The sequence below is a fragment of the Kitasatospora sp. NPDC058048 genome (assembly GCF_042885555.1).
Lineage (GTDB): Bacteria > Actinomycetota > Actinomycetes > Streptomycetales > Streptomycetaceae > Kitasatospora > Kitasatospora lactacystinica.
Genome location: NZ_JBHVRT010000034.1, coordinates 54,269 through 76,654 on the forward strand (window position 1 = coordinate 54,269; position 22,386 = coordinate 76,654).

The window sequence follows — 22,386 nt, forward strand, 5'->3', positions numbered from 1 at the left end:
GAGGAGGTGCTCATGGGAGCCCACAAGACCGCCCGGGACGAGGAGTTCCGGACGTTCGTCGGCAGCGCGTGGTCACGGCTGCTCAGGACGGCGTTCCTGCTCGCGGGGGACCGGCACGGCGCCGAGGACCTGGTCCAGCAGGCGCTGGAGCGGGCGTACGCGGCATGGAACCGGGTGCGTGCCGCGGACGACCCGTACGCCTATGTGCGCCGGATCGTGATCAACGAGCACGCCAGACGGTTCCGGCGGCGGCTGGTCGAGTACCCGGTCACCGAATTCCCGGACCGGCCCGCACCGGCCGGCGCCGACCCGGACGACCGGGCCGTGCTGCTCGCCGCACTCGGCACCCTGCCGCCGCGCCAGCGCCAGGCCGTGGTGCTGCGGTACTGGGAGGACCTCAGCGAGACCCAGACCGCGGTGGCCATGGGCTGCTCGGTCGGCACGGTCAAGAGCCAGGCGGCCAGAGGCCTGGCCAAGCTCCGCGGGGCCTCCTCACTCATCGGACTGACCAGCATCGGAGGGGCAAGATGAGCAACGAGTTCCTGCCCGGGAACACGGCGACCGGAGACGAGACGGCGGCCGTGCGGGCCCTGGGCGAACTGGCCGGGAGTGTCGAGACCGGGACGGTCCCGTACGACCGGTTGGTCGCCGGCGGCCGGCGGCGACTGCGGCACCGGCGGCTGCTGACCGCCGGGGTGGCGGCGGTACTGGTCGCCGGCATCGCCGGGGGCACGGCGGTGCTCGGCGAGCGCGGCCGGCAGGCCGTCTCGACCGTGGTGGCGGCCTCGGCCGGGGCCTCGGCCACCGCGGTGAGCACCACGGGCGCACCCACCGCCCGGGACCCGTTCAACCCCGTCCGGGTCAAGGTCGCCGAAGGCAGCGCGAACGGCCACACCTGGCAGGCCTGGACGGCGCTGTGGCCGGCCGTCCCCGCCAAGGAGGACTTCGCCAAGCAGGCCCGGATGATCCAGGCGGAGCGGCACGCAGCCAACCCGGCGGCGAAGCCGGTCACCCAGAAGGACATCGACGACAACTGGGACACGCGCATCGACAGGGTGAACTACTACTACACCGTGGACGGCAAGCGGCAGGCGGACGACACCCTGCACGCGGTCTCCGCCCCGGGCGGGTTCCCGGGCGTCATCGGCAGCTCGTCGCTCGGCCTCGACGATGGCGCTGGCATCCCGCCGGTGGTGATCGAGGGGGTCCAGGCCGACATCACGAAGGTCGTGGTCGCCTGGAAGAGCGGCGGCACCACCGAGGCGGTGCCGGTCGTGGTCGGGGACTCCCCGTTCCGCTACTACGGCATCCTGGCGAAGCCGGGCACCGACGCGGCGACCGTCACCTACTACACGGCGGACGGCTCGGTGGATCGCGTCAAGGACACCTGGCTCCGGACCTCCTGAGCCGGTGGCCGCGGGTGGCCGCCGGGGTCGGTGGCCGGGGCTGCCGGGGTGATCGGGGCGGTCGGGGCGCCCGTCACGGGTGGAGCGCGGCCTGGTCGGCGTCCGGGAGCCAGTCGCGGGCCGGGTCGTACTCCAGCCACCGGTTGCGGGCCGCCCCGGTGGTGAACGCCCGCAGCAGGTCGTCCAGTCGGGGGTGCGGGTCGGTGTCCGGACCGGTGCGCCAGAGCAGCGACCAGGCGTAGAGCGGGGTCGGCTCCGCCAGCGGGACGGTGCGGACACCCGGGCGCCCGGGCGGCGGGCCGTCGGCGGGGACGAGGGAGAAACACGCCGGGTCGGCGCGGACCTGGTCCACGAAGTGCTCCAGGCCCAGGTTGGTCGAGCCGACCCGGCGGGCGATCCCGAAGCGCTCGGCGAAGCGGGTCAGGAAGTCCAGCCGGTCCACCGCCGCCGGGTAGCGCAGCACACTGTCCCGCAGGTCGTCCGGGCGCAGGACGTCCCGGCCGGCCAGCGGATGGCCGGTGCTCAGCAGGACGTCCACCGGCTCCAGCCGGACCAGCCGGTGCGTCAACTCGCCCCCGCCGCCCGGCAGCCGGTGCACCCGGCCGAACCCGGCGTCCGACTCCCCGCGCAGCACGGCCGCCGCGACGGACGGCAGGTCCCGGCCGGGCACCGGCTCCACCTGCAGCCCCGGCGCCGCGTCCACCGCCTGCGCGAGCGTACGCATCGGGGCGTACAGGTGCCCCCACACGTCGATCCGCAGCGGCCGCGCCGCGCACCCCGCGGCCGCCACCGCCCGCTCCCCCTGCATCAGCGCCCGCCGGGCCGGCTCCAGGAACCGCAGCCCCGCCCCGGTCAGCCCCACCCCGCGCGCGTCCCGGTCCAGCAGCCGCACCCCCAGCACCGCCTCCAGCCGCGCCACCCGCTTCGACAGCCCCTGCTGGCTGATCCCCAACCGCCCGGCCGCCCGCCCGAAGTGCAACTCCTCGGCCGCCACGACGAACGCCCGCACCTGCGCCAGATCCAGATCCACCCGGGCACCTTAGGGCCTGCCCGCGAACTCCCGCGGGGCACCCGCCCTGGCTTCGGCCCCGGCCGCGGCGCGGCCGGGTGGATCGTCGCCGCCCCGCGGCCCGTCGCTCCCGGCCGGACAACCGGTGGTTGTCCGGCCGGGAGGCCGGACAACCGGTGGTTGTCGCCGTCGTCCCGCGGTTGTTGGACCGGCCGGGGCGGCGCGCGGTGGGGTGAGGGGGTGACCGACGGAGGAGTGGGGATGAAGGCGCTGGTGGCGACGGGTCGGGCGGCGGAGCCGGTGCGGTTCGCGGAGGTGGAACAGCCGCGGCCGGGGCCGGGGGAGGCGCTGGTGAAGGTGGAGGCGTTCTCGGTGAACCGGGGCGAGACCTTCCAGCTGGAGGCGCCCCGGGCCGGGTGGCGGCCGGGGAAGGACGTGGCCGGGCTGGTGGTGCAGGCCGCCGCCGACGGGTCGGGCCCGGCCGTCTGCCGCCGGGTGGTCGGGCATCCGCCCGCCGCCGGGTGGGCCGAGTACGTGTGCGTCCCGACCTCCTCCCTCGCCGAACTGCCCGACGGCCTGGACACCGTACGGGCCGCCGCGCTGCCGCTGGCCGGCCTCACCGCGCTGCGGCTGCTCCGGGCGGCGGGGCCGCTGGCCGGACGGCGGGTGCTGCTCACCGGGGCCTCCGGGGGCGTCGGGCACTACGTCACCGAGCTGGCCGCCGCGGCCGGGGCCGAGCTGACCGCCGTCACCGCCTCCCCGGAGCGCGGCCGGCGGCTGGTCGAGCTGGGAGCGGCCGAGGTGGTCCACGAGCCGGGCGAGGCGCGCGGTCCGTACGACCTGGTGCTGGAGTCCACCGGTGGCGCCGCGCTGCCGCTCGCGCTGGCCCGGCTGGCCCGGCGCGGCACCCTGATCTGGTTCGGCCAGGCCTCCCGGACGCCCGTCACCCTCGATTTCTTCGACTTCTTCGCGGGCCCGGAGTCGGCGGTCGTCCGGCACTTCCACTACGCGGACTCGGACGTCCCGGACGGCGCCGACCTGGCCACCCTGGTGCGCCTCACCCGGGAGGGGCGGCTGACCCCGGAGCTCGGCCGGGTCGCGCCCTGGGCGGAGACCGCCGCCGTGCTCACCGACCTGCGCGAGCGCCGGATCCGCGGCAAGGCCGTCCTGACCCTCGCCTGACGCCCGCCCGGCACCCGCCCGACGCCTGCTCCGAATGCGAACGACGTGAACGACGCGAACGACTTCGAAGGGAACCTCCGCCGTGCCCGACCTCTCCTTCCTCGACACCCCCGGCCTGCTGCCCGCCTTCGTCGAGGAGAACCGGCCGCGCGCCCACGGCGCCGGCCTGGACCCGTACGAGTACGCCCGGGTCACCGCCCCGCTGACCTCCCCGCACGACTGGCCGGCCGCCTGCCGGGCGGCCGGCCACCGGCACGCCGGGGCGGCGGAGCGGGCCGCCGCCGAGGGCCGCACGGTCACCGCCGGCGAGCGGTACCGGAGCGCCGCCCGCTGGTACCACTTCGCCGGGCTGCTCCCGCACCCCGACCGGGCGGCCGCGGCCCAGGCCGCCGCGGAGGCCGACGAGGCGATGCGGCGGGCGCTGGCCCTGCTCGACCCGGGGGCGGAGCGGGTCGAGGGCGAGGGCTTCGCGGGCTGGCTGCGCCGCCCGGCGGCCGGCCGGGAGGCCGACGGGAGCGGCGGCCGGGCCCCGGTGGTCCTGGTGGTGCCGGGGATGGACTCGGGCAAGGAGGAGTTCCACGCGGTCGCCGACACCCTGCTCGCCCGGGGTGTCGCGGTGCTCGCCGTCGACGGGCCCGGACAGGGCGTGCTCGCCGCCGGCAGCGCGCCGGAGCCGGAGTACCACCGGGTGGTCGGCCGCGCCCTCGACGCGCTGGCCGGCCGTGCGGGGCTGGACCCGGACCGGACCGCCGTGATCGGCCTCAGCCTGGGCGGCCACTACGCGGCGGTGGCCGCCGCCCGCGAGCCGCGGCTGCGCGCCGCCGCCGTGGTCAGCGGCCCGTACCGGCTGGACTGGGAGGGCCTGGTCCCGTTCGTCACCGCGACCCTGGCGCAGCGCTGCGGCGGGTACCGGGCGGCCCGCGCCTTCGTCGAGCGGATCGACCTGACCGCTCTCGCGCCGGCGATCACCGTCCCGCTGCTGGTGGTCGAGGGCGGCGAGGACCGCATCCCGGGCGTCACCGCCGCCACCGTCCTCGCCGAGCACGCCCCGGACGCCGAACTGCTGCTCGTGCCGCACGGCAACCACCTGCTCGGCACCGCCCTGCCGGACTGGCTCCCCGCCACCGCCGACTGGCTCACCGCCCGGCTGACCGGCTGACCGGCTGACCGGCTCACCGCCCGGCTGACCGAGCCGCCGCCCGGCTCACCACGGCCGACCGGCCGGGCACCCGGTGACCGAGCGAGGCGGCGGCGAACAGCAGGCCGCCGGCCAGGAAGAACGGCTCGTAGCCGAAGGTCACGAACCGGGCCGGCGCGTCCAGCTCGGCACCCGAGCGGCTGCCGACGGCCAGCGCGATCCAGTCCGGCACGGACGGCGCGGCGTGCAGCACCAGCAGCGCGGTGGTGCCCCACAGCGCCGTGCCCAGCAGCCGGGCCGGCACCCGTGCGCCCCACCGCCGCAGCGGCGCCAGCGCCACCGCGGCGGCCACCGCGCACAACGGGATCGCGATCACGTCGATCACCAGCAGCGGCGTGCTGCTCCACACCGACCGCCCGTCCGGCAGCCCCAGCCGTCCGTCCGCCAGCCAGTACAGATGCACCAGCGCGAAGGCCACGGCCCACCCCGCCGCCGCGTACCCGGCTCCCCGCACCACCCGGTTCCAGCCCATGTCCCGTGTCGTCTCCATGCCGTCCACGGTCCCGCGCCGCCCCCGCCCGCCGGATCGTCCCCCGGACGGGTCCCCCTCCCCCTCCGGGGGGAACCGGGTGGTCGCCCCGAGGGACCGCCAGCATTGTGCAGCTGGTGCAGCTAAAATGCAGGCATGACAGCCATCACCATTCGCGAGGTCCCGGACCCGATCCTGGACACCCTCAAGCTGAAGGCCGCGCGGGCCGGAAAGAGCCTCCAGGCCTACCTGCTCGACCTCGTCACCCGGGAGGCGGCCACCCCGTCGCTCGCCGAGATGATGACCAGGCTCGACCGGGAGACCCGAACCGAGGTCAGCACGGCCGACATCCTCTCGGCCATCGACGAGGGCCGGGAGCGCCGGTGACATCCACTGTCGTCGTGGACTGCTCGGCCCTGGTCCGAGTGCTCACCGACCACAGCCCGGTCGGCCACGCCGTACGCGCCCGGCTCCGCGAACTGGACGCGCTCGCGGCCCCGGGTCTGCTCGACTACGAGCTCGTCTCGGCCCTGTTCGGAATGGTTCGGGGAGGGAAGCTCACCGGGAAGGAGGCGGAGAAGGCGATCGCCGACTACCGCTCGCTCGCCGTCACCAAGCACGAGACGCTGATCCTCTGGCAGCGGGTTCGGGAGCTCAACCACAACATCAGCGCCTATGACGCCCAGTACGTGGCACTCGCCGAGACCCTCGGTGTGCCGCTGGTCACCAGTGACGCCCGCATCCGGCGCAGCGGCGCGGCCAGGTGCGAGATCGAGGTCTTCGTGTAGTCGACCGGCCCGGCGGCGGAACGACGAAGCCCCCGTAGCGAATTCGCTACGGGGGCTTCCCGGTTGTGGCCAGGGCCGGGGTCGAACCGGCGACCTTCCGCTTTTCAGGCGGACGCTCGTACCAACTGAGCTACCTGGCCGTACTGCACCGTCTCTTGCGAGACGAGCGATCCCGACGGGACTTGAACCCGCGACCTCCACCTTGACAGGGTGGCGAGCTAACCAACTGCTCCACGGGACCTAGAAGTGGCGAACCACTCAGGGTCTTGCGGTCTTGCGCACTGCACTTTACTACGGTACTGCGTGCCCCCAACGGGATTCGAACCCGTGCTACCGCCTTGAAAGGGCGGCGTCCTGGGCCACTAGACGATGAGGGCTTGCGGCCTGTCCCGCTGTTTCCAGCGTTCGGGGACGTCGAGAAGCATATGGGATGCAGGGCGGATCGCCAAAACGGGTTTCGCCCGGGTGGGGGTGCGGGGTGGGTGGGGCCGGTGGCCGGGGGTCAGGACCAGCCGAGTTCGTCGAGTTCGTGGTCGTCGAAACCGAAGTGGTGGGCGACCTCGTGGATGACGGTGGTGCGGACCTCCTCGACCACCTGCTCGCGGGTCTCGCAGTGGCGCAGGGTGGGGCCGCGGTAGATCAGGATGCGGTCGGGCAGGACGCCCGCGTACCACTCGCCGCGCTCGGTGAGCGGGGTGCCCTCATAGAGCCCGAGGAGCTCCGGGTCGCTCGGGTCGGGCTCGTCCTCGACGAAGACCGCGACGTTGTCCATCATGGCCGCGAGGTGCGGGGGGATCTGGTCGAGGGCGTCGCCGACCAGCGTCTCGAACTCTTCCCGGGTCATCTCCACCGGATCATTGTCCGGTGTCGGATGACGGTGTGCCAGGTGGCGGAGCCCGGTGTTTGATGGGGCTATGACGACCTCGGAGGGCGCCGTGGACGACGCCGCGGGCGGCGCCGCGGGCGGCACCGTGGACGGCGCCCCGGCGCGGGCCCGCCGGCCCGGCCGGCCGCCGGTGCTGCGCGGGCAGGGGCTGGCGGTGGCGGTGGTCGCGGCGGGCGGGGCGATCGGCGCGTCCGCGCGGTACGCGGCCGGGCTCGGCTGGCAGACCGGCCCGACGGCCTTCCCCTGGACGACCTTGCTGGTCAACGTGGTCGGCTGCGCGGTGATCGGGGTGTTCCTGGTGGTGATCACCGAGGGGCGCCAGGCGCATCCGCTGGTGCGGCCGTTCTTCGGCACCGGCGTGCTGGGCGGGTTCACCACCTTCTCGACGTACGCGGTGGACATCCGCCGCCTGCTGGAGGGCGGCCGGACCGGGCCCGCCCTCGCGTACCTGGGGCTGACCCTGGTGGGCGCGCTGCTCGCGGTGTGGGCGGCGGCCGGGCTGACCCGGCGTCTGATCCACCGGGTCGTCCGCCGCGGGGCCGGGCGGGGCGCCGCGGAGCGGGCCGGGGGTGTGCGATGAGCCGACTGAGCGGGCCGGCGCTGCGGCTGACCGTGCTGATCGGGGAGAGCGACCGCTGGCACCACCGACCGCTGTACAGCGAGATCGTGCACCGGGCCCGGGAGGCCGGGCTGGCCGGGGCGAGCGTGTTCCGGGGCATCGAGGGGTTCGGGGCCTCGTCGCTGGTGCACACCACGCGGCTGCTGTCGCTGAGCGAGGACCTGCCGGTGGCGGTGGTGATCGTGGACGAGGAGGAGCGGGTGCGGGCGTTCCTGCCGCAGCTGGACGGGATGGTGGCGGAGGGGCTGGTGCTGCTGGACCGCTGCGAGGTGGTCACCTACGCGGGGCGCGGGGCGGAGGAGGGTTCGGGCCGGGGGCCGGGCCGGGAAGCGGGCCCGGGGGAGGCGGCGCAGTGAACTGGCTGCTGGTGGTGGCGGGCGCGGTGGTCGGCGCGCCGCTGCGGTACCTGACCGACCGGGCGGTGCAGTCCCGGCACGACTCGGTGTTCCCGTGGGGGACGTTCACGGTGAACGTGGCCGGCTGCCTGATCCTCGGGCTGGTGACCGGCGCGGTGGCGGCGGGCGCGGCCTCCTCGAAGGTCCAGCTGCTGCTGGGGACGGGGCTCTGCGGGGCGCTGACCACCTATTCGACCTTCTCGTACGAGACCCTGCGGCTGACCGAGACCGGCGCCGGGCGGTACGCGCTGGCCAACGTGGCCGGCAGTGTGCTGGCCGGGCTGGCCGCGGTCTACGGGGGCGCGGAGCTGGCCTCGGCGCTCTGGGGCTGAGCCGCGGACACCGGAGCGGCGCCGGAGAGGCGCCGGAGCGGCGCCGGAGAGGCGCCGAGGGGTGCCGGACGGGCCTTGAGCGGCCCTGGGCGGCCCCTGGGCGGCCCCGGGGCGGGGCGCCGGAGCGCCGGCCCCGCCGGGCGAGCTTGCGCCCTGCCCGTGTCCCGCCGGGCCGGGCGCGCGTTGGGCACCGAAAGCGGCCGCGCGAGTGGGCGGCCCGGGTGGGGCGGTAGAGAGGGACCTCAGTGGCTTCGGTGCGGGCGGCGCGGACGGTGCGGGCGGTACAGGCGGTGCGGGTGCGGCTGGCCGCGGCGCGTCCGGCTCCGGGGCGGGTGGCGGCGGTCCCGCGCTCGCGCGCGGTGCGGGCGGCGGCGCTGCTGACGGTGGCCGGGCTCGGGCTGACCGGGTGCATGTCGGTGGGTCCGGCGGCGGAGGAGAAGCACGGTGTGGCGCCGGTCGGGCAGGCCGGGCCGGCGGTCCGGCCGGGGGCGACGAGCGGGCCCTCGGCCTCGCCGGGCTCGGGGCACCCGGGCGGGGCCTCGGGGCGCCCCGAGCGGTCGGGGGGCCTCCAGGGCGACGGCGGGTCGAACGGGGCCTCGTCGACGGCGCCCGGCGAGGCGGCTCCGGGGGCGAACGGCGCGGTGGCCGGGGTGGTCCCGGTGCCGGGGGCGGGCGCTCCCGACGGTGGTCCGGGCGGCGGTTCGGCGGGCGGTACGAACACAAGTCCCGTTCCGCACCCGGGCGGTGGAGCGGGCGGAACCGGCGGTGCGGCGGGCTCCGGCGGCACCGGAGAGGGCCGGTCCGGCGGCGGCTCGGCCGGGGGGCCCACGACCACCCCGAGCAGCCACCCGTCCGGCACGCCCGCGCCGGAGCACAGCTCGCCCGCCGCGACCGTCCCCCCGGCCCCGGACCCGTCCTCCGGCAGCTCCGGTTCCTCGGCACCGAGCCCGCGCGCGGCCGGGCATTAGCGGATTGAGCAGGGCATTTGCCTCCGATCCCCAGGCTCGTCTATGGTGGTAGATCGTTCGTTTGATCCATTTGACTGGCGCCCTATTCCCATCTGGCGCCCTTGGCGCGTTCCGGCGATCCGTGGCTGACCGCATAGAGGCGGTTGTGAAACAGAACCCCGGACTTTGGCGCGTGCCACTTCCGGAAGGTTTTGCATGTCTCTCGTTGACGACGCCCGCTTCGCCATGCCCGCGAACGAGGCCGCCGCCGATGTCACCGACTCCGACGACACCATCGACACCACCGCGGACGAGGTGATCGCCGAGGCCGAGGAGGCCACCGAGGAGGCGGCCGCCGAGCCCACCATCACCTTCGGTGACCTGGGCCTGCACGACGACGTCGTGCGTGCCCTCGCCAAGCGCGGTGTCACCACCCCGTTCCCGATCCAGGCCGCGACCATCCCGGACGCCCTGGCCGGCAAGGACGTGCTGGGCCGTGGCCGCACCGGCTCCGGCAAGACCCTGAGCTTCGGCCTGCCGCTGCTGACCCGCCTCGCCGACGGCGAGCGCACCAAGCCCAAGCACCCGCGCGGCCTGATCCTCGTCCCGACCCGCGAGCTGGCCATGCAGGTCGCCGACGCCCTGGAGCCGTTCGGCTCGGTGCTCGGCCTCAAGCTCAAGGTCGTCTGCGGCGGCACCTCGATGTCGAACCAGATCTACGCGCTGGAGCGCGGCGTCGACGTCCTGGTCGCCACCCCCGGCCGTCTGCGCGACCTGCTGAACCGTGGCAGCGCCAAGCTGGCCGACGTCCGGACCGTCGTGCTCGACGAGGCCGACCAGATGGCCGACATGGGCTTCCTGCCCGAGGTCACCGAGATCCTCGACCAGGTGCCGAGCGGCGGCCAGCGCCTGCTGTTCTCCGCCACCCTGGAGAACGAGATCGACACCCTGGTCAAGCGCTACCTGAAGAACCCGGTCACCCACGAGGTCGACCCGTCGGCCGGCGCGGTCACCACCATGACCCACCACATCCTCGTGGTGAAGCCCAAGGACAAGGCGCCGATCACCAACGCGATCGCCGCCCGCAAGGGCCGCACGATCATCTTCGTCCGCACCCAGATGGGCGCCGACCGCGTCGCCGAGCAGCTCATCGAGGCCGGCGTGAAGGCCGACGCGCTGCACGGCGGCATGACCCAGGGCGCCCGCACCCGCGTCCTCGGCGACTTCAAGGACGGCTACACCAACGTCGTCGTCGCCACCGACGTCGCCGCCCGCGGCATCCACGTCGACGGCATCGACCTGGTCCTCAACGTGGACCCGGCCGGCGACCACAAGGACTACCTGCACCGCTCCGGCCGTACCGCCCGGGCCGGCCGCTCCGGCGCCGTCGTCACCCTGGTGCTGCCGCACCAGCGCCGCGGCGTCTTCCGCCTGATGGAGGACGCGGGCGTGGACGCCTCGCGCCACATCCTCGACCACGCCTTCGACGCGGAGGTCGCCAAGATCACCGGCGCCCGCTCGCTGACCGAGGTCCAGGCCGAGAGCGCCGCCAACATCGCCGGTGCCGCCGAGCGCGAGCTCGCCGACATGACCCGCCAGCTGGAGCGCGCGCAGCGCCGCACCACCGAGCTGCGCGAGGAGGCCGACCGCCTCGCCGCCCGTGCGGCGCGCGAGCGGGCCGACCTGGGCATCGAGGACGAGGAGCCGGCCGCCGAGGCCGAGGCCGAGGCCGGCGAGGCTTCGGAGACCGTCGTCGAGACCGCCGCCCCGGTGGCCGAGGAGCGCACCCCGGCGTACCGCGAGGCGCGCAACGAGCGTCCGGCGTTCGGTCGTGACCGTGACGACCGCGGCGACCGCGGCGGCCGTTCCGGCGGCTTCGGCCGTGACCGTGACGACCGCGGTGGCCGTTCCGGTGGCTTCGGTGACCGTGACAACCGTGGCGGTGGCTTCGGCCGTGACCGTGACGACCGCGGCGGCCGTTCCGGCGGCTTCAACCGTGACGACCGCGGTGGCCGTTCCGGTGGCTTCGGTGACCGTGACAACCGTGGCGGCGGCTTCAACCGCGACGACCGTGGCGGCCGTTCCGGCGGCTTCAACCGTGACGACCGCGGTGGGCGTTCCGGTGGCTTCGGTGACCGTGACAACCGTGGCGGCGGCTTCAACCGCGACCGTGACGACCGTGGCGGCCGTTCCGGTGGCTTCGGTGACCGTGACAACCGTGGTGGCGGCTTCAACCGCGACCGCGACGACCGCGGCGGCCGCTCCGGCGGCTTCGGTGACCGTCCGGCCCGTTCCTTCGGTGACCGTCCGGCCTTCGGCCGTGACCGCGACGAGCGCGGCGGCAGCAGCCGTCCGTTCGCGCGCCGCGACGACCACCGCTCCGGCGGCCGTCCGCAGTCCGACCGCGGTGGCTTCAACCGTGACCGCGGCGGCTTCGGCGCCGGCCGTGACCGCGAGGACCGTCGCCCGGGCGGTTTCGACCGCGACGACCGCAAGCCGCGCTGGAAGAACTGACGCCGCACCGGCGGTAGTCGACCGCCGGCCCGGCTGAACGTACGAAAGGCCCGCTCCGTCCCCCGGAGCGGGCCCTTCGCGTTTCCCCGGCGGCCTCGCGTTCCCCCGTGCCGGACCCCCGGAGTGTTGTTCTGGGAGTGAGAATAACCTGTGGCGTGCGGGCGCCGCGGTCCCGTAGCGTCGCGGCCATGAGCAGCAGACTGCACGATGTGGCGCGAGTGAACGAGGAGATCGCCGAGCGGGGGAGCTACCGGACGGCCGGGGGCGAACTCGTGCAGGTGGGGGAGGAGTTGGGGGCGGCGCGGGCCGGCACGGTGTCCTACCCGCCGGAGGGGCTGGACGCGCTGCTGGCGGCGGGCGACCGCGGGCCGGGGCCGGCGGCCGGACGGATCGAGGTGACGGCCGAGGGCAGCATCCAGGCCGCCCGCCGACTGGTCGGGGCCGGGGCGGGGCCGGTCGGGGTGCTGAACTTCGCCTCCGCGCGCAACCCAGGCGGCGGCTACCTGCGCGGCGCCCGCGCCCAGGAGGAGGACCTGTGCCGCAGCGCGCTGCTGTACAGCTGCCTGCTGGAGGCGCCGGACTACTACGAGGCGCACCGGGCCTCCACCGACCTCCGGTACAGCCACCGGGTGATCGTCTCGCCGGCGGTGCCGGTGATCCGGGACGGGCGCGGAGAGCTGCTGGCGCAGCCGTACCCCGTCACCTTCCTGACCTCGCCCGCGCCCAACGCCGGGCAGCTGGAACGGCGTTCGGCCGGTGCGGACGTCCGGGGCGTGCTCGCCGAGCGGGCCGTGCGGGTGCTCGCGGCGGCGGCCCGGTACGAGGTGCGCACGCTGGTGCTCGGGGCCTGGGGCTGCGGGGTGTTCCGCAACGACCCGGCGCAGGTCGCCGAGGCCTTCGAGGGGGCACTGGCCCGGTACGGGGCGGCCTTCGATCAGGTGGTGTTCGCGGTCTGGGACCGCTCGCCGGTCTCGGCGAACCGGGCCGCCTTCGAGGCCCGGTTCACCGCGGGGTGACCGCCCGGTGGCCGGCTACTTCCGGCGGGCGGCGAGCGCCGTGGCGGCCGTGGAGGCCGCCGCGACCACACCGGTGACGGCGAGGACGGACGGCCAGGCGCCGATCCGCTTCGCCAGCGGGTGCGAGCCGCCGAAGGCCGCCACGTACAGGCCGGTCAGCGCCGCCGCGGTGCCCGGACCCGCGCTGCGGCGCCACTGCGCGGCGGCCCCGGCACCGGCCACCGCCAGCACCGCGCCGCCCAGTTCGCGCCGGCCGCTCCACCGGGCGACGCCGTAACCGCCGACCAGACCGCTCGCCGCGGTCAGCGCGGCGGGCGCGGCGGCCGTGAACACGTTCGGGACCTTCGCCATCGTCGACTCCACTCGTGGGGGCTGTGTCGTTTTCCGACCATAACCCGGTGAACGAACGGGGCCGCCGGGGCCTCCCGCCGGAGCGCCGGCAGCGTCGTCCGCCGGAGTGCCGGCAGCACCTCATGCCGGAGCGCCGTCGGGCTGCCTACCGGAACGCCTCCGCGGGCGTCTGCCCCGGCACCGTGGCGGCCAGCCGGCGGGCGGCCTCCGCCGGGTCGAGCACCCGCTCCAGCCGCAGGTCGCCCGGGACCTCCTGGATGAACCGCCCGGCCGACCAGCTCCGCTCGTACGGCAGCGGCTCCAGGACCAGGGTGCGCACGCCGTCCACCACCGGGATGTCGCTCGGCGTCCCCTCGTTCCACACCCAGGAGCCGTCCGGCGCGACCAGGTTGAAGGCGCCGGTGGCGACCACCCGGCGGCCGTCCAGGAACGCCGTCCGGGCCAGTGCCACCACCTCCCGGTCCTGCGGGGTGCCGGGCAGGTGGCCCCCGCCGATCAGCACGTCGGCGAGCAGGGTGTGCAGCTGGAAGGTGTCGCTCAGGCCGTTCATCCGCAGCAGGTAGCCGGTGCCGGTGGGGCGGTCGAGCACCAGCAGCGGCTCGTCGTCCAGCATCAGCGCCAGGTGGACCAGGCCCTTGAAGTCGTGCTGCTCGCCCTGGTAGCGGTCGAACAGCTCCAGGATCACCTCGGTCACGCCCGAGGCGCGGGCCTCGGCCCGGACCTCCGGGTGCGTGTACACCGCCCAGGCCGCCTGCTGCCACAGGTGCAGCGTCCACCAGGCGACCACGGCCAGGTGGGCGTGCCACTCGTCCAGGTGCGCCGGGTCGGCGATCCGCTCGTGCGCCTCGGCCGGATCGTCCTCCTCCGCGTCGGGCAGCGGGCCGCCGCCGGTGGAGACCCAGCGCCGCACCAGCAGCTGCGCGCCGGTCAGTGCCCCGCGCAGTCCGGCCAGCACCGGGCCGGAGCAGGCGACCGGGTCGGCGCCGTGCTCCACGCAGGCGCCCACCACCATGGCCAGGTGCGCCCGGGGGAACGGCGGGGCGTCCGGCAGCAGGGCGGCCAGCCGGGGACCGGCCGCCGCTTGCTCCGCCGGGTCGGCCGTGCCGAACAGCCCGCCGACCAGCCCGAGGGCGGGCCCGAACTGCTCGTCGTCCCCGGCCGCGACCACGGCCTCCAGGGCGGCCACGGCTTCGGAGAAGGTGGGCTGTTGACGGTGCGACGGTATCTGCTCGGTGGACATTCGCCGCAGCATAGGGGGCGGAGCCGGTCCGGCGGAAACTCCTCCGCGCCCCGGCCCGCCCGGGCCTTACGCGGGCCCCTGTCGGTGCCCGGTGGCAGACTTCGACCGTGACGGACTCCGAGATCACCGACGGCAGCTACCTGGTCCGCAACGTCGGGAGCGGCCTGCTGCTGCAGGTCGCCGACGCCTCCCGGCGCAGCGGTGCCCGGATCGTCCTCGGCGCGGACGACGGCAGTGACGCCCAGCTCTGGCACCTCGCCGCCGTCCACCCGGGCGGCGCGCTGTTCCACATCGAGAACGCCGGCAGCGGCAAGCGCCTGGACGTCACCGGCGCCTCGACGGACGACGGCGTCCGGATCCAGCAGTGGTCGGCCAACGCCTTCGGTGCCCAGGAGTGGCTGTTGGAGGCCCACGTGGATGCCCCGGGCACCTACACGGTCACCAGCTTCATCAGCGGCAAGCCCCTGACGGCGGGCGACACCCCGGAGGCCGACGTCCACCAGAGCGAGGACGTCGACGCCCCGGCCCAGTGGTGGCGCTTCGAGCGCCGGGAGGGCTGAGGGCTCGTCAGTCCGCGAGGTTGGCGAGGGCGGCGTCGAGTTCGGCGTCCGTCGTGCCGTGGTGGCGGAGGTAGTCGGGGATCGTGCCGTGGTGGTCGTGGATCCAGGCCAGGGAGGAGACCAGGAGCTCGGCGTCGACCGGGCGGGAGAGGCGCTCGGTGCCGGTCTCGTCGAGGTACGGGGTGGGGCCCTTGTCGAGGCCGAGGCCGATGTTGGAGAGCAGGAAGTCGGCGGTGATCTCGGCCTCGGAGGCGTTCAGCAGGGACTGGAGGACGGCGATGGTGAGCCCGGTGCGGTCCTTGCCGACGGCGCAGTGGACGACGGCGGCCAGCGCGTCCGGAGCGGCGAGGCGGCGGACGACGGCGGCGAGCGAAGGGCCGGCCGTCGAGGCCATGAAGGGGTAGAGGGCGGCCTGGTCCTCGGGCCAGGGCCGGTCGGCGTCCTCGGGGTGCGGGGGAAGGGTCGGCAGACCGAGGGTCTCGTGGTCGAGGCCGTGCCGCTGGTCCGGCCAGGTTTCCAGCTCGTACGCGCTGCGCAGGTCGAAGACCGTCCGCAGGCCGAGGGCCTTGAGCCGCCGGGCGCCCTCCTCGGTGAGGGTGTGGAAGGACCCGGAGCGGTACAGCACGCCCCGGCGGAGGGCACCGATCCCGCCCGCGTCACGGAAGTTGCGCACACCGGGGATGTCGATGAAGGCGTCGGTCATGGCCACCACGGTACGGGCGGGCGCGGGCGGGAGGAAGGAGGAGTGCGAGGTCGGCGGCCCGGCGGGAGGACACCGTCCGAAACCGGCCCCCGCCGGTGGGCGACCGACCGCTCAGCGCCCGCCCGAGACCTCCAGGAACGCCCCGGTGGTGTACGAGGCCGCCGGGGAGAGCAGGAAGAGGATCGCCTCGGCGACCTCCTCCGGCTGCCCGCCGCGCCCCATCGGCAGGCCGGGCGCGACCCGGTCGACCCGGCCGGGCTCGCCGCCGAGCGCGTGGATGCCGGTGTGGATCAGCCCCGGCCGCACCGTGTTGACCCGGATGCCCTCGGCGGCGACCTCCAGGGCGAGGCCGCGGGTCATCGAGTCCACCGCGCCCTTGGCGGCCGCGTAGTCGACGTACTCGTTCGGCGAGCCGATCCGGGAGGCGGCCGAGCCGACGTTGACGATGGCGCCGCCCCGCCCGCCGTGCCGGGTGGACATCCGGCGGACGGCCTGGGCCGCGCACAGGAACGGGCCGGTGATGTTGGCGGCCCAGATCCGGGTCAGCCGGTCCTCGTCGATCTCCTCCAGCCGGCACTGCTTCTCCAGCGTGCCGGCGTTGTTCACCAGCCCGGTGAGCGGGCCGAGCTCGTCGTCCACGGTGGTGAACAGCCGCTCCACCTCGGCGGTGCGGGTGACGTCGGCGCGGACCGCGAGGGCGGTGCCGCCGCCGGCCCGGACGGCGTCCACCACGGCGGTCGCCGAGGCGTCGTCCGTACGGTAGTTGACGCAGACCCGGTAGCCGCGGCGGGCGGCCAGCAGGGCGGTGGCGGCTCCGATGCCGCGGCCGGCGCCGGTGACGATCAGGACCTCGTCGGTGGGGGTGGTCGACATGGACCGTACGCTACCCGGCGGCCGGGCGGCCCGGACCGGAATTCGCTCGCCCGGCGCGGCCCGCTCGGCGAGGATGCCCGGACGAGGATGCGGTGCCCGCCCGTCCGTCCGAGAGGAGTCCGCCGATGTCCACCACGACCGCCGTTCCCGGCGTCGCCTCCGTTCCCGGTGTCGCCTCCGTTCCCGGCACGGTGCTGCTCTCGGGCATCGTCGGCTCCACCGCGTACGGCTTCGCCCACGCCGGCTCCGACCTCGACCGGCTGGGCCTGTTCGCCACCCCCACCGAGGAGTTGCACGGCCTGCACCGCCCGGCCGAGTCCCACGTCACCACCGCGCCCGACGTCACCCTGCACGAGGCCGCCAAATGGTGCCGGCTGGCGCTGGGTTGCAACCCGACCGCCTCCGAACTGGTCTGGCTGCCGGACGAGCTGTACGAGGTCCGCACCCCGCTCGGCGACGAACTGGTCGGCCTGCGTGCGGCCTTCCTCAGCGCGCCGGCCGTGCGGAAGGCCTACCTCGGCTACGCCGACCAGCAGTTCCGCAAGCTGCTGACCCGCGACACCGCCGACCCGGCCGCCCGCCGCCGGGCCGCCAAGCACGCCCGGCACCTGGTCCGGCTGGTCGAGCAGGCCGTCCGCCTGCACGAGACCGGCCGCAACCTGATCCGGCTGCCCGACCCCGAACGCATCCGCGAACTCGGCGAACGCATCGCCGACCGCCCCGCCCTCGCGGAGGGCCTGCTCGCCGACGCCGCCGACCGGCTGGCCGGCCGCGGTGTCCTGCCCACCGCCCCCGACCAGCGCCCCGTCGAGGCCTGGCTCCGCCGGGTCCGCGCCGTCCACTACACCCCGCCTCAAGTCCCGCTCCACGAGCCCGGCACGCCCGCGCAATCCACTGGCGGAGCCCTGGGCCCCACCGGGTAGGATCGCCGTGGTCCTTCCACCCGGGCATCCGGGCGGGCCGGGACCGCGGGCCACTAGCTCAATTGGCAGAGCTGCGGACTTTTAATCCGTAGGTTCAGGGTTCGAGCCCCTGGTGGCCCACGTGGTCGAGGCGAGTCCGGGCGTCCTCCCTTCGGGGAGGGCGCCCTTCGTCGTGATCGGCGCGGGGCGGGGTGCGGGGCGCGGCGGGTGAGGTGTCATCCGGCGGGGCCGCGGCGGGAGTTCCGCCGTTCGGCGACCCGGCGGAGGTGGCGCTCGGCGGCTCCGGCGGCCGGGGCCCGAAGGGCCGGGTCGGACCATCGGCGAGGTCGTCGCGGGAAAGAGCCCACAAGACAGTTCGTGTCCAGGTGGACCATGAATTCTCGGACATCCGGGCGAACAGCCCCCGAGGGGCGGCAATGTCGCCTGGACTGTCCGGCTCCCCTGAATCCCGTACGCCAGGTGCGGTTCGGATCCGAGGAAATTGCTCCACAGATGGGCGTTTGTCCCGCAAGAGGGGGGAACGGGGGTCAATGTCATAGCGAAATGGACGCGGTGTAACCCGTGTCACACCGAAGGGTTGTTGACCGGGGACGGTCAATGAATCAATACTCTCGACAAGCAGCTGCCGTATCACCCGTCCGCACAAAATTTCACCGAATCACCCGGGGTTGAGAGGTTTCGCGGACGCGGAGGCCCCAACGGGTGCGGTCGAGCCGGCGGAAGAGTCCGACCCGCTTTCGGCCCTGGAATTCGCCGGGTTCCGCGCGGCGCCCCGGGGGGCCGCGATCGGCATGGCGTGTCGATGTTGTGTGCACTGGGTTTTTCTTTCGTAATGACCAGGGTCGCGGCCCACTTTCTCGGTTTCCCTGACGGCCGTCACCAGCCTGCGCGATCATGACCGTGCGGGCTCGTGGGCGGAATCGATCTCCGGTGGAAAGAGGCAGGAAAAGTGATTCTCGACAATGCTCTCGTCCGGTACTACGAAGAGATCCGTTCAGTCCTGCGGGACCTCCTGGGCGGCCCGGAGAAGGCCGACGCCGAAGGTTTCACGCCGGGCGTCGAACTGCCCGAACTCACCGAGGCCATGCGCGAGTACCTCGCGGTCTCCGGCCTCGGCCACGCGGCCATGCCGTCGTACCGGGGCCGGAACCTCGCTCTGCTCGACCTCACGCGCAACCCCGCCACCATGACGACCAAGACCTTCGCCTCGCTGGTCATCGTGGCCAGGGCGGTCCGCTTCGTCCAGGACACCGGCCGGCGGGTCACCATCGTCACGCCGTCCTCCGCCAACAAGGCCATCGCCATGCGCGACGCGGTGCTCCGGGCCGTCCGGACCGGTCTGGTGGACGCCGACCGGCTCAACGTCGTCACGGTGGTCCCCGAGGGGGCGGTGGCCAAGCTGCGCAGCTCCGAGCTGTTCACCGACCCCGGGCTGCGGGCGCGCAACCCGATCGCGGTGTACGGGGGCGAGGAGCCCGGCACCGTGAAGGCCATCGCCCTCGGGCTGGTCGACGAACACCGGAGCGCTCTGGAGAAGGAGTGCGAGACCAACCTCTGGTACACCCTCCAGCTGGAGAACTACCTGGCGGCGGACGTGGTCAGGGCGCTGGCCGAGGCCGACCTGTTCCCCTCGGCGCCCGGCGAGGCCCGGCTGCACGTGCACGCGGTCTCCAGCGCCTACGGGCTGCTCGGCCACGCCCACGGCCGCAGCCGGCTCCCCGCGGACGTCCGCTCCCGGACCCTGCCGCCGCACTACTTCCTGGTGCAGCACCTGGGCGCTCCCGACATGGTGCTCAGCCTGTACAACGAGGGCTCCACCGACACCGGGAACCTACCGGCGTACTCCTACGACACGGGCACGGGACTGTTCACGCAGAGCGCCGACCCGCGCTACCCCGCGCAGACCTTCGATCCGGGCGAGACCCTCGACCCGACCTTCTACACCCGCAACCCGCCCACCTCGCCCCGGATGAACGAACTCATCCGCACCCAGGGCGGCGGCGGCATCGTCGTCTCGCTCGCGGAGTGCCTCGGCCGCTACGGGCAGGTGCGCTCGCTGCTCGGGGAGGCCGGCGTGCGGCTGCCCGCGAACCCCACCGCGCTGCGCGAGTGGTCCCTGGTGATGGCGATGACGGGCCTGCTCAACGCCGTCGACCGGGGGCTGGTGCCCGAGACCGACATCCTCGTGCACGGCTCCGGCAGCTACTCGGCGACGGACTACGGCCACCTCACCGTCCGGGACCTGCACCCGGTGACCACCGCCGAGGACCTGCGGCGCGTGGTGCTGGACGCCACGCCCTCCGCCTGACCGCTCGTGCGGGGCCCCGCCCGTGCCGGGGCCCCGCTCCGCCGCCGCCCTGCCTGCCACCGACGACCCGCTCGCCGCCGCCGCTCCGCTCGTGCCGCCGCCCCGCTCGCCACCGACGACCCGCCGAGGTGATAGCCCCGTGGCCCCTGCCGTCCCGCCCCCGCGCGCCACGCCGCACCAGCGGCTGCGCATGCACACCGGTTACCACTGGCGCAACAGCGGCAACCGAGTCCTGACCACCGCACGGACCGCCTGGGACACCCGGGACGGGGCCGGCTTCCCGGCCGTCCGCTCGGAGGCCGGGGGACTGTCGGTGAGCTACGCGGGCCTCGCCGAAGGCCTCGCGTACACCCTGGAGTTCACCGAGCTCCGACGCGACGCCGACGTCCACGGCGTCCGGCGCCGGACCGGCCGGCTGACCGGAGCCGCCCTCCGGGACCCCGCCCGGCTGCCCGACGCGGACATCGTCATCGTCGGTACGAGCGCCGAGCGCGCCCGCGCGCTGCCGCGCGAGGCCTCCCTCATCGTGCCGATGCGGGTGCATTTCGTGATCGACTTCGACGCGGACCCCGACACCGTCCGGCAGCGCATCTCCAAGCGCGAGCGCCAGCAGTTCAAGCACGACCTGCGCGACCACGCCTGGACCTGGGGGCTCAGCCGCGACCCGGCCTGGTTCGACCACTTCTACGACCGGCTCTACCGGCCCACCATGTTCCGGCGCCACGGGGACCGGGAGCGCACCGAGACCAAGGACGTCTCCTACGAGTGCCTCTTCCGCGGCGGCCGGATGTTCGTCCTGCGGCAGGACGGCGAACCGATCGGCGGAGCGCTCTGCCACTGGGACCGGGCATCGGGGACGATGACCCTGCGCCTGCTGGGCGTGGTCGACGGCGCGCGGGAGCACTACGACAGCGGCGCCTTCAAGGCGATCTACCACTTCCTCATCGACTGGTGCGCCCGCCACGGCGTGCGCCGCCTCGACTTCCAGGGCACCGAACCCTTCGTCAGCAAGGGCACCTACCAGTGGAAGCGGCGGTTCGGCACCAGCGTGCTGCCGCCGCCCAACCACTTCGGCGCCAAGCGGCTGTGGCTGCAGGTCCGCGCCGACACGTCGGAGGTTCGGGACTACCTGGTCGCCAATCCGGTCCTGGCCGAGAGGACGGACGGGACCCTGGAGGCGGTCTACTTCCGCGACGCGCGGCGCGCCCCCCGGCTCGACTACTCCGCCAAGTCCCCGGGAGTGGCGGGGGTGCGCGAGGTGGACCTCGACGAATTCCTCGCCGGCGCGGCGCGCGGGCCCGCCGGAAGGGCCCGCAGGTGATGGCCCCGTGGTACGGCACCGCACCGCCGCCGCTCGACAACCGGCTCGAACTGCCCGCCGTCCAGCGGGAACTGGCCCGGGTGGAGGACGGCGAGTACGCCCGGGTGGTGCCGGTCGCGTCGTCCCTGCGGCCCGTCATGCTGCCGCGTTCCTCCTACGACGAGCTGTTCACCGCCACCGCCGACCTGCTGGCGCTGCTGCGCCGCACGCTGCTGGAGCGCGCTCCGACGGCGGCCGGCCGGATCGCCGCGCTCGGTGCCGACGAGCGGATGTACCCCCTCGTCATGGACGGCCCGGCCGAGGAGGACTACGCCACCTGCATCGCCCGGCCCGACGTCATGGTGGGCGCCTCCGGCCCCAGGTTCCTGGAGTTCAACATCGGCTCCGGCATCGGCGGGGTGGTGGACACGGCACTGCACACCGCCGCGTGGGTGGCGGCGTTCGGCGGCCCGGAGCGGATGCCCTTCGACGCGGTCGATCCGCTCGCGGTGCGCGACGAGCTCTTCGAGCGCGCCGTCCGGGCCCTGGGCGTGAAGCCCGCGGTCGCGATCGTCGGCACGCTCCGCGACTTCGGCGGTCCTCCCAGCCGCTACTTCGAGATCCAGGAGGAGTCGCTGCGCCGCCGCGGCCTGGCGGCCGAGACTTTCGAGCCGGAGGACCTGCTCGACGGACTCGGCCTGCCGGGAGAACCCCGCTACCGGCTCGGGCTGCGCCACTTCACGATCCTCGAATGGCTCGGCCACGGCATCGACCTCGGGCCGGTGCGGACGGCCCTGGACGCCGGCGTGCGGTTGATCGCGAGCCAGACCGCGTACCTGATCGCCAACAAGAAGGTGCTCGGCTGGGTGTCCGAGGGGCGGCCGTGGATGACGGACCGGGACCGGCGGACCGTCGAGCGCTACCTGCCGTGGACCCGCGTGGTCGGGGACCGGCCCGTCGAGTGGCACGGCCGGACCGTGCCGCTCCCGGAACTGCTCCTGGAACGCCAGGAGGAGTTCGTGCTGAAGCCCGCCATCGGGATGAGCGGGCAGCAGGTCCTGGTGGGCCGCTCGTGCCCGCCGCAGGTCTGGCGGGCGGCGGTGACCGCGGCCGCCGCGGCGCAGGACCACATCGTCCAGGAGTGGGTGGAACCCGTGCCGTACCGGATGGAGTTCGCCGGTCCGGACGGATCCGGCAGCCACCAGGCCGAGGTGGTGCCGGTCTTCAGCCCCTTCCTGTTCGACGGGCGGGCCGCCGGCTGCATGGTGCGCTACCTCCCGCCCGACCGGGACGGCGTGGTCAGCATCCACGGCCACGGAGCCCTGTCGAACGTGGCGTTCGCGCTCCGCTGAGCCCCGCGACTCTTC

At 74.7% G+C, this 22,386-nt stretch carries 22 protein-coding genes, 4 tRNA genes and 1 pseudogene; 17 read left to right on the forward strand and 10 right to left on the reverse strand.

Annotated features, from left to right (window positions below):
- The first annotated feature begins 12 nt into the window (after nucleotides 1–12).
- Both ACFVVA_RS30065 and ACFVVA_RS30070 read left to right on the forward strand, forming a co-directional pair.
- Nucleotides 13–531, forward strand: coding sequence for a SigE family RNA polymerase sigma factor (locus tag ACFVVA_RS30065; RefSeq protein WP_359897967.1), 519 nt, complete (start codon nucleotides 13–15; stop codon nucleotides 529–531).
- On the forward strand, nucleotides 528–1,406 hold the full coding sequence (locus ACFVVA_RS30070; protein WP_387693920.1) for a hypothetical protein: 879 nt from the start codon (nucleotides 528–530) through the stop codon (nucleotides 1,404–1,406). Before ACFVVA_RS30065 ends, ACFVVA_RS30070 begins: the two co-directional genes overlap by 4 nt.
- A gap of 73 nt (nucleotides 1,407–1,479) precedes the next feature.
- Here the strand turns inward: ACFVVA_RS30070 and ACFVVA_RS30075 are convergent, their stop codons facing one another.
- On the reverse strand, nucleotides 1,480–2,436 hold the full coding sequence (locus ACFVVA_RS30075; protein WP_387693921.1) for a LysR family transcriptional regulator: 957 nt from the start codon (nucleotides 2,434–2,436) through the stop codon (nucleotides 1,480–1,482).
- A gap of 240 nt (nucleotides 2,437–2,676) precedes the next feature.
- Between ACFVVA_RS30075 and ACFVVA_RS30080 the strand changes: the two genes are divergently transcribed.
- Entirely contained in the window at nucleotides 2,677–3,597 is a 921-nt protein-coding gene (locus ACFVVA_RS30080) for a zinc-binding dehydrogenase (protein WP_359897964.1), read from the forward strand.
- Between the two features lie 82 nt (nucleotides 3,598–3,679).
- Nucleotides 3,680–4,756: an alpha/beta hydrolase family protein gene (locus ACFVVA_RS30085; RefSeq protein WP_387693922.1), complete on the forward strand. Its 1,077-nt coding sequence runs from the start codon at nucleotides 3,680–3,682 to the stop codon at nucleotides 4,754–4,756.
- A 13-nt stretch (nucleotides 4,757–4,769) separates the two neighbouring features.
- Here ACFVVA_RS30085 and ACFVVA_RS30090 read toward each other — a convergent pair whose 3' ends face one another.
- Nucleotides 4,770–5,285 carry a DUF3995 domain-containing protein gene (locus tag ACFVVA_RS30090; protein WP_387693923.1) on the reverse strand — a complete coding sequence of 172 codons (516 nt, stop codon included), beginning with the start codon at nucleotides 5,283–5,285 and terminating at the stop codon, nucleotides 4,770–4,772.
- A 135-nt stretch (nucleotides 5,286–5,420) separates the two neighbouring features.
- Between ACFVVA_RS30090 and ACFVVA_RS30095 the strand changes: the two genes are divergently transcribed.
- Both ACFVVA_RS30095 and ACFVVA_RS30100 read left to right on the forward strand, forming a co-directional pair.
- Nucleotides 5,421–5,651 (forward strand): antitoxin, encoded by a 231-nt coding sequence (locus ACFVVA_RS30095; RefSeq protein ID WP_359897961.1) that lies wholly within the window; start codon nucleotides 5,421–5,423, stop codon nucleotides 5,649–5,651.
- Nucleotides 5,648–6,052, forward strand: coding sequence for a type II toxin-antitoxin system VapC family toxin (locus tag ACFVVA_RS30100; RefSeq protein ID WP_387693924.1), 405 nt, complete (start codon nucleotides 5,648–5,650; stop codon nucleotides 6,050–6,052). The genes ACFVVA_RS30095 and ACFVVA_RS30100 overlap by 4 nt, the downstream gene beginning before the upstream one ends.
- A gap of 66 nt (nucleotides 6,053–6,118) precedes the next feature.
- Here the strand turns inward: ACFVVA_RS30100 and ACFVVA_RS30105 are convergent.
- From ACFVVA_RS30105 to ACFVVA_RS30120, 4 genes are all read right to left on the reverse strand, one after another.
- Nucleotides 6,119–6,192: transfer RNA gene (locus tag ACFVVA_RS30105), tRNA-Phe, on the reverse strand.
- Between the two features lie 27 nt (nucleotides 6,193–6,219).
- A tRNA-Asp gene (locus ACFVVA_RS30110) sits at nucleotides 6,220–6,293 on the reverse strand.
- A 63-nt stretch (nucleotides 6,294–6,356) separates the two neighbouring features.
- Nucleotides 6,357–6,429, reverse strand: a tRNA-Glu gene (locus ACFVVA_RS30115).
- Between the two features lie 125 nt (nucleotides 6,430–6,554).
- Entirely contained in the window at nucleotides 6,555–6,896 is a 342-nt protein-coding gene (locus tag ACFVVA_RS30120) for a metallopeptidase family protein (RefSeq protein ID WP_359897958.1), read from the reverse strand.
- 70 nt (nucleotides 6,897–6,966) lie between these two features.
- Between ACFVVA_RS30120 and crcB (ACFVVA_RS30125) the strand changes: the two genes are divergently transcribed.
- The 5 genes from crcB (ACFVVA_RS30125) (at nucleotide 6,967) to ACFVVA_RS30145 (ending at nucleotide 12,761) form a co-directional block, all read left to right on the forward strand.
- A complete protein-coding gene (gene crcB, locus ACFVVA_RS30125; RefSeq protein WP_387693925.1) occupies nucleotides 6,967–7,518 on the forward strand; it encodes a fluoride efflux transporter CrcB in 552 nt (183 codons plus the stop codon).
- Complete coding sequence (locus ACFVVA_RS30130; RefSeq protein ID WP_387693926.1) at nucleotides 7,515–7,913, forward strand: DUF190 domain-containing protein; 399 nt, start codon at nucleotides 7,515–7,517, stop codon at nucleotides 7,911–7,913. The genes crcB (ACFVVA_RS30125) and ACFVVA_RS30130 overlap by 4 nt, the downstream gene beginning before the upstream one ends.
- Nucleotides 7,910–8,284 carry a fluoride efflux transporter CrcB gene (gene crcB, locus ACFVVA_RS30135; RefSeq protein WP_387693927.1) on the forward strand — a complete coding sequence of 125 codons (375 nt, stop codon included), beginning with the start codon at nucleotides 7,910–7,912 and terminating at the stop codon, nucleotides 8,282–8,284. The genes ACFVVA_RS30130 and crcB (ACFVVA_RS30135) overlap by 4 nt, the downstream gene beginning before the upstream one ends.
- Nucleotides 8,285–9,447: 1,163 nt before the next feature.
- On the forward strand, nucleotides 9,448–11,745 hold the full coding sequence (locus ACFVVA_RS30140; protein ID WP_387693928.1) for a DEAD/DEAH box helicase: 2,298 nt from the start codon (nucleotides 9,448–9,450) through the stop codon (nucleotides 11,743–11,745).
- A gap of 188 nt (nucleotides 11,746–11,933) precedes the next feature.
- The gene (locus tag ACFVVA_RS30145; protein ID WP_387693929.1) at nucleotides 11,934–12,761 is read left to right on the forward strand and encodes a TIGR02452 family protein; all 828 of its coding nucleotides are present in this window, start codon (nucleotides 11,934–11,936) and stop codon (nucleotides 12,759–12,761) included.
- A gap of 15 nt (nucleotides 12,762–12,776) precedes the next feature.
- Here the strand turns inward: ACFVVA_RS30145 and ACFVVA_RS30150 are convergent, their stop codons facing one another.
- Nucleotides 12,777–13,112 carry a hypothetical protein gene (locus ACFVVA_RS30150; protein WP_387693930.1) on the reverse strand — a complete coding sequence of 112 codons (336 nt, stop codon included), beginning with the start codon at nucleotides 13,110–13,112 and terminating at the stop codon, nucleotides 12,777–12,779.
- Between the two features lie 145 nt (nucleotides 13,113–13,257).
- Nucleotides 13,258–14,352 carry a hypothetical protein gene (locus tag ACFVVA_RS30155; protein ID WP_387693931.1) on the reverse strand — a complete coding sequence of 365 codons (1,095 nt, stop codon included), beginning with the start codon at nucleotides 14,350–14,352 and terminating at the stop codon, nucleotides 13,258–13,260.
- Between the two features lie 101 nt (nucleotides 14,353–14,453).
- Here ACFVVA_RS30155 and ACFVVA_RS30160 point away from each other — a divergent pair.
- Nucleotides 14,454–14,912: pseudogene (locus tag ACFVVA_RS30160) on the forward strand (RICIN domain-containing protein); the annotation flags it as partial.
- A gap of 7 nt (nucleotides 14,913–14,919) precedes the next feature.
- On the opposite strand, the gene ACFVVA_RS30165 reads toward ACFVVA_RS30160, so the two are convergent.
- Both ACFVVA_RS30165 and ACFVVA_RS30170 read right to left on the reverse strand, forming a co-directional pair.
- On the reverse strand, nucleotides 14,920–15,615 hold the full coding sequence (locus tag ACFVVA_RS30165) for a tyrosine-protein phosphatase (RefSeq protein WP_387693932.1): 696 nt from the start codon (nucleotides 15,613–15,615) through the stop codon (nucleotides 14,920–14,922).
- A gap of 111 nt (nucleotides 15,616–15,726) precedes the next feature.
- Complete coding sequence (locus tag ACFVVA_RS30170) at nucleotides 15,727–16,488, reverse strand: SDR family oxidoreductase (RefSeq protein ID WP_387693933.1); 762 nt, start codon at nucleotides 16,486–16,488, stop codon at nucleotides 15,727–15,729.
- Nucleotides 16,489–16,613: 125 nt separating this feature from the next.
- Between ACFVVA_RS30170 and ACFVVA_RS30175 the strand changes: the two genes are divergently transcribed.
- The 5 genes from ACFVVA_RS30175 (at nucleotide 16,614) to ACFVVA_RS30195 (ending at nucleotide 22,371) form a co-directional block, all read left to right on the forward strand.
- On the forward strand, nucleotides 16,614–17,411 hold the full coding sequence (locus tag ACFVVA_RS30175) for a DNA polymerase beta superfamily protein (RefSeq protein WP_380547004.1): 798 nt from the start codon (nucleotides 16,614–16,616) through the stop codon (nucleotides 17,409–17,411).
- Nucleotides 17,412–17,458: 47 nt separating this feature from the next.
- Nucleotides 17,459–17,531 (forward strand) — tRNA-Lys (locus ACFVVA_RS30180).
- An 829-nt stretch (nucleotides 17,532–18,360) separates the two neighbouring features.
- Nucleotides 18,361–19,719 (forward strand): DUF6002 family protein, encoded by a 1,359-nt coding sequence (locus tag ACFVVA_RS30185; RefSeq protein WP_387693934.1) that lies wholly within the window; start codon nucleotides 18,361–18,363, stop codon nucleotides 19,717–19,719.
- A gap of 139 nt (nucleotides 19,720–19,858) precedes the next feature.
- Nucleotides 19,859–21,040: a hypothetical protein gene (locus ACFVVA_RS30190; protein ID WP_387693935.1), complete on the forward strand. Its 1,182-nt coding sequence runs from the start codon at nucleotides 19,859–19,861 to the stop codon at nucleotides 21,038–21,040.
- Nucleotides 21,037–22,371, forward strand: coding sequence for a hypothetical protein (locus ACFVVA_RS30195; protein WP_387693936.1), 1,335 nt, complete (start codon nucleotides 21,037–21,039; stop codon nucleotides 22,369–22,371). Before ACFVVA_RS30190 ends, ACFVVA_RS30195 begins: the two co-directional genes overlap by 4 nt.
- The last annotated feature ends 15 nt before the right edge of the window (nucleotides 22,372–22,386 follow it).

Excerpts from the sequence above, each read along its gene's own strand:
- ACFVVA_RS30065 (WP_359897967.1), top strand. The coding sequence starts at position 13 with ATGGGAGCCCACAAGACCGCCCGGGACGAGGAGTTCCGGACGTTCGTC.
- ACFVVA_RS30070 (WP_387693920.1), top strand. The coding sequence starts at position 528 with ATGAGCAACGAGTTCCTGCCCGGGAACACGGCGACCGGAGACGAGACG.
- ACFVVA_RS30080 (WP_359897964.1), top strand. The coding sequence starts at position 2,677 with ATGAAGGCGCTGGTGGCGACGGGTCGGGCGGCGGAGCCGGTGCGGTTC.
- ACFVVA_RS30090 (WP_387693923.1), bottom strand. The coding sequence starts at position 5,285 with ATGGAGACGACACGGGACATGGGCTGGAACCGGGTGGTGCGGGGAGCC.
- ACFVVA_RS30095 (WP_359897961.1), top strand. The coding sequence starts at position 5,421 with ATGACAGCCATCACCATTCGCGAGGTCCCGGACCCGATCCTGGACACC.
- ACFVVA_RS30120 (WP_359897958.1), bottom strand. The coding sequence starts at position 6,896 with ATGACCCGGGAAGAGTTCGAGACGCTGGTCGGCGACGCCCTCGACCAG.
- crcB (WP_387693925.1), top strand. The coding sequence starts at position 6,967 with ATGACGACCTCGGAGGGCGCCGTGGACGACGCCGCGGGCGGCGCCGCG.
- ACFVVA_RS30130 (WP_387693926.1), top strand. The coding sequence starts at position 7,515 with ATGAGCCGACTGAGCGGGCCGGCGCTGCGGCTGACCGTGCTGATCGGG.
- ACFVVA_RS30140 (WP_387693928.1), top strand. The coding sequence starts at position 9,448 with ATGTCTCTCGTTGACGACGCCCGCTTCGCCATGCCCGCGAACGAGGCC.
- ACFVVA_RS30145 (WP_387693929.1), top strand. The coding sequence starts at position 11,934 with ATGAGCAGCAGACTGCACGATGTGGCGCGAGTGAACGAGGAGATCGCC.
- ACFVVA_RS30150 (WP_387693930.1), bottom strand. The coding sequence starts at position 13,112 with ATGGCGAAGGTCCCGAACGTGTTCACGGCCGCCGCGCCCGCCGCGCTG.
- ACFVVA_RS30155 (WP_387693931.1), bottom strand. The coding sequence starts at position 14,352 with ATGTCCACCGAGCAGATACCGTCGCACCGTCAACAGCCCACCTTCTCC.
- ACFVVA_RS30165 (WP_387693932.1), bottom strand. The coding sequence starts at position 15,615 with ATGACCGACGCCTTCATCGACATCCCCGGTGTGCGCAACTTCCGTGAC.
- ACFVVA_RS30170 (WP_387693933.1), bottom strand. The coding sequence starts at position 16,488 with ATGTCGACCACCCCCACCGACGAGGTCCTGATCGTCACCGGCGCCGGC.
- ACFVVA_RS30175 (WP_380547004.1), top strand. The coding sequence starts at position 16,614 with ATGTCCACCACGACCGCCGTTCCCGGCGTCGCCTCCGTTCCCGGTGTC.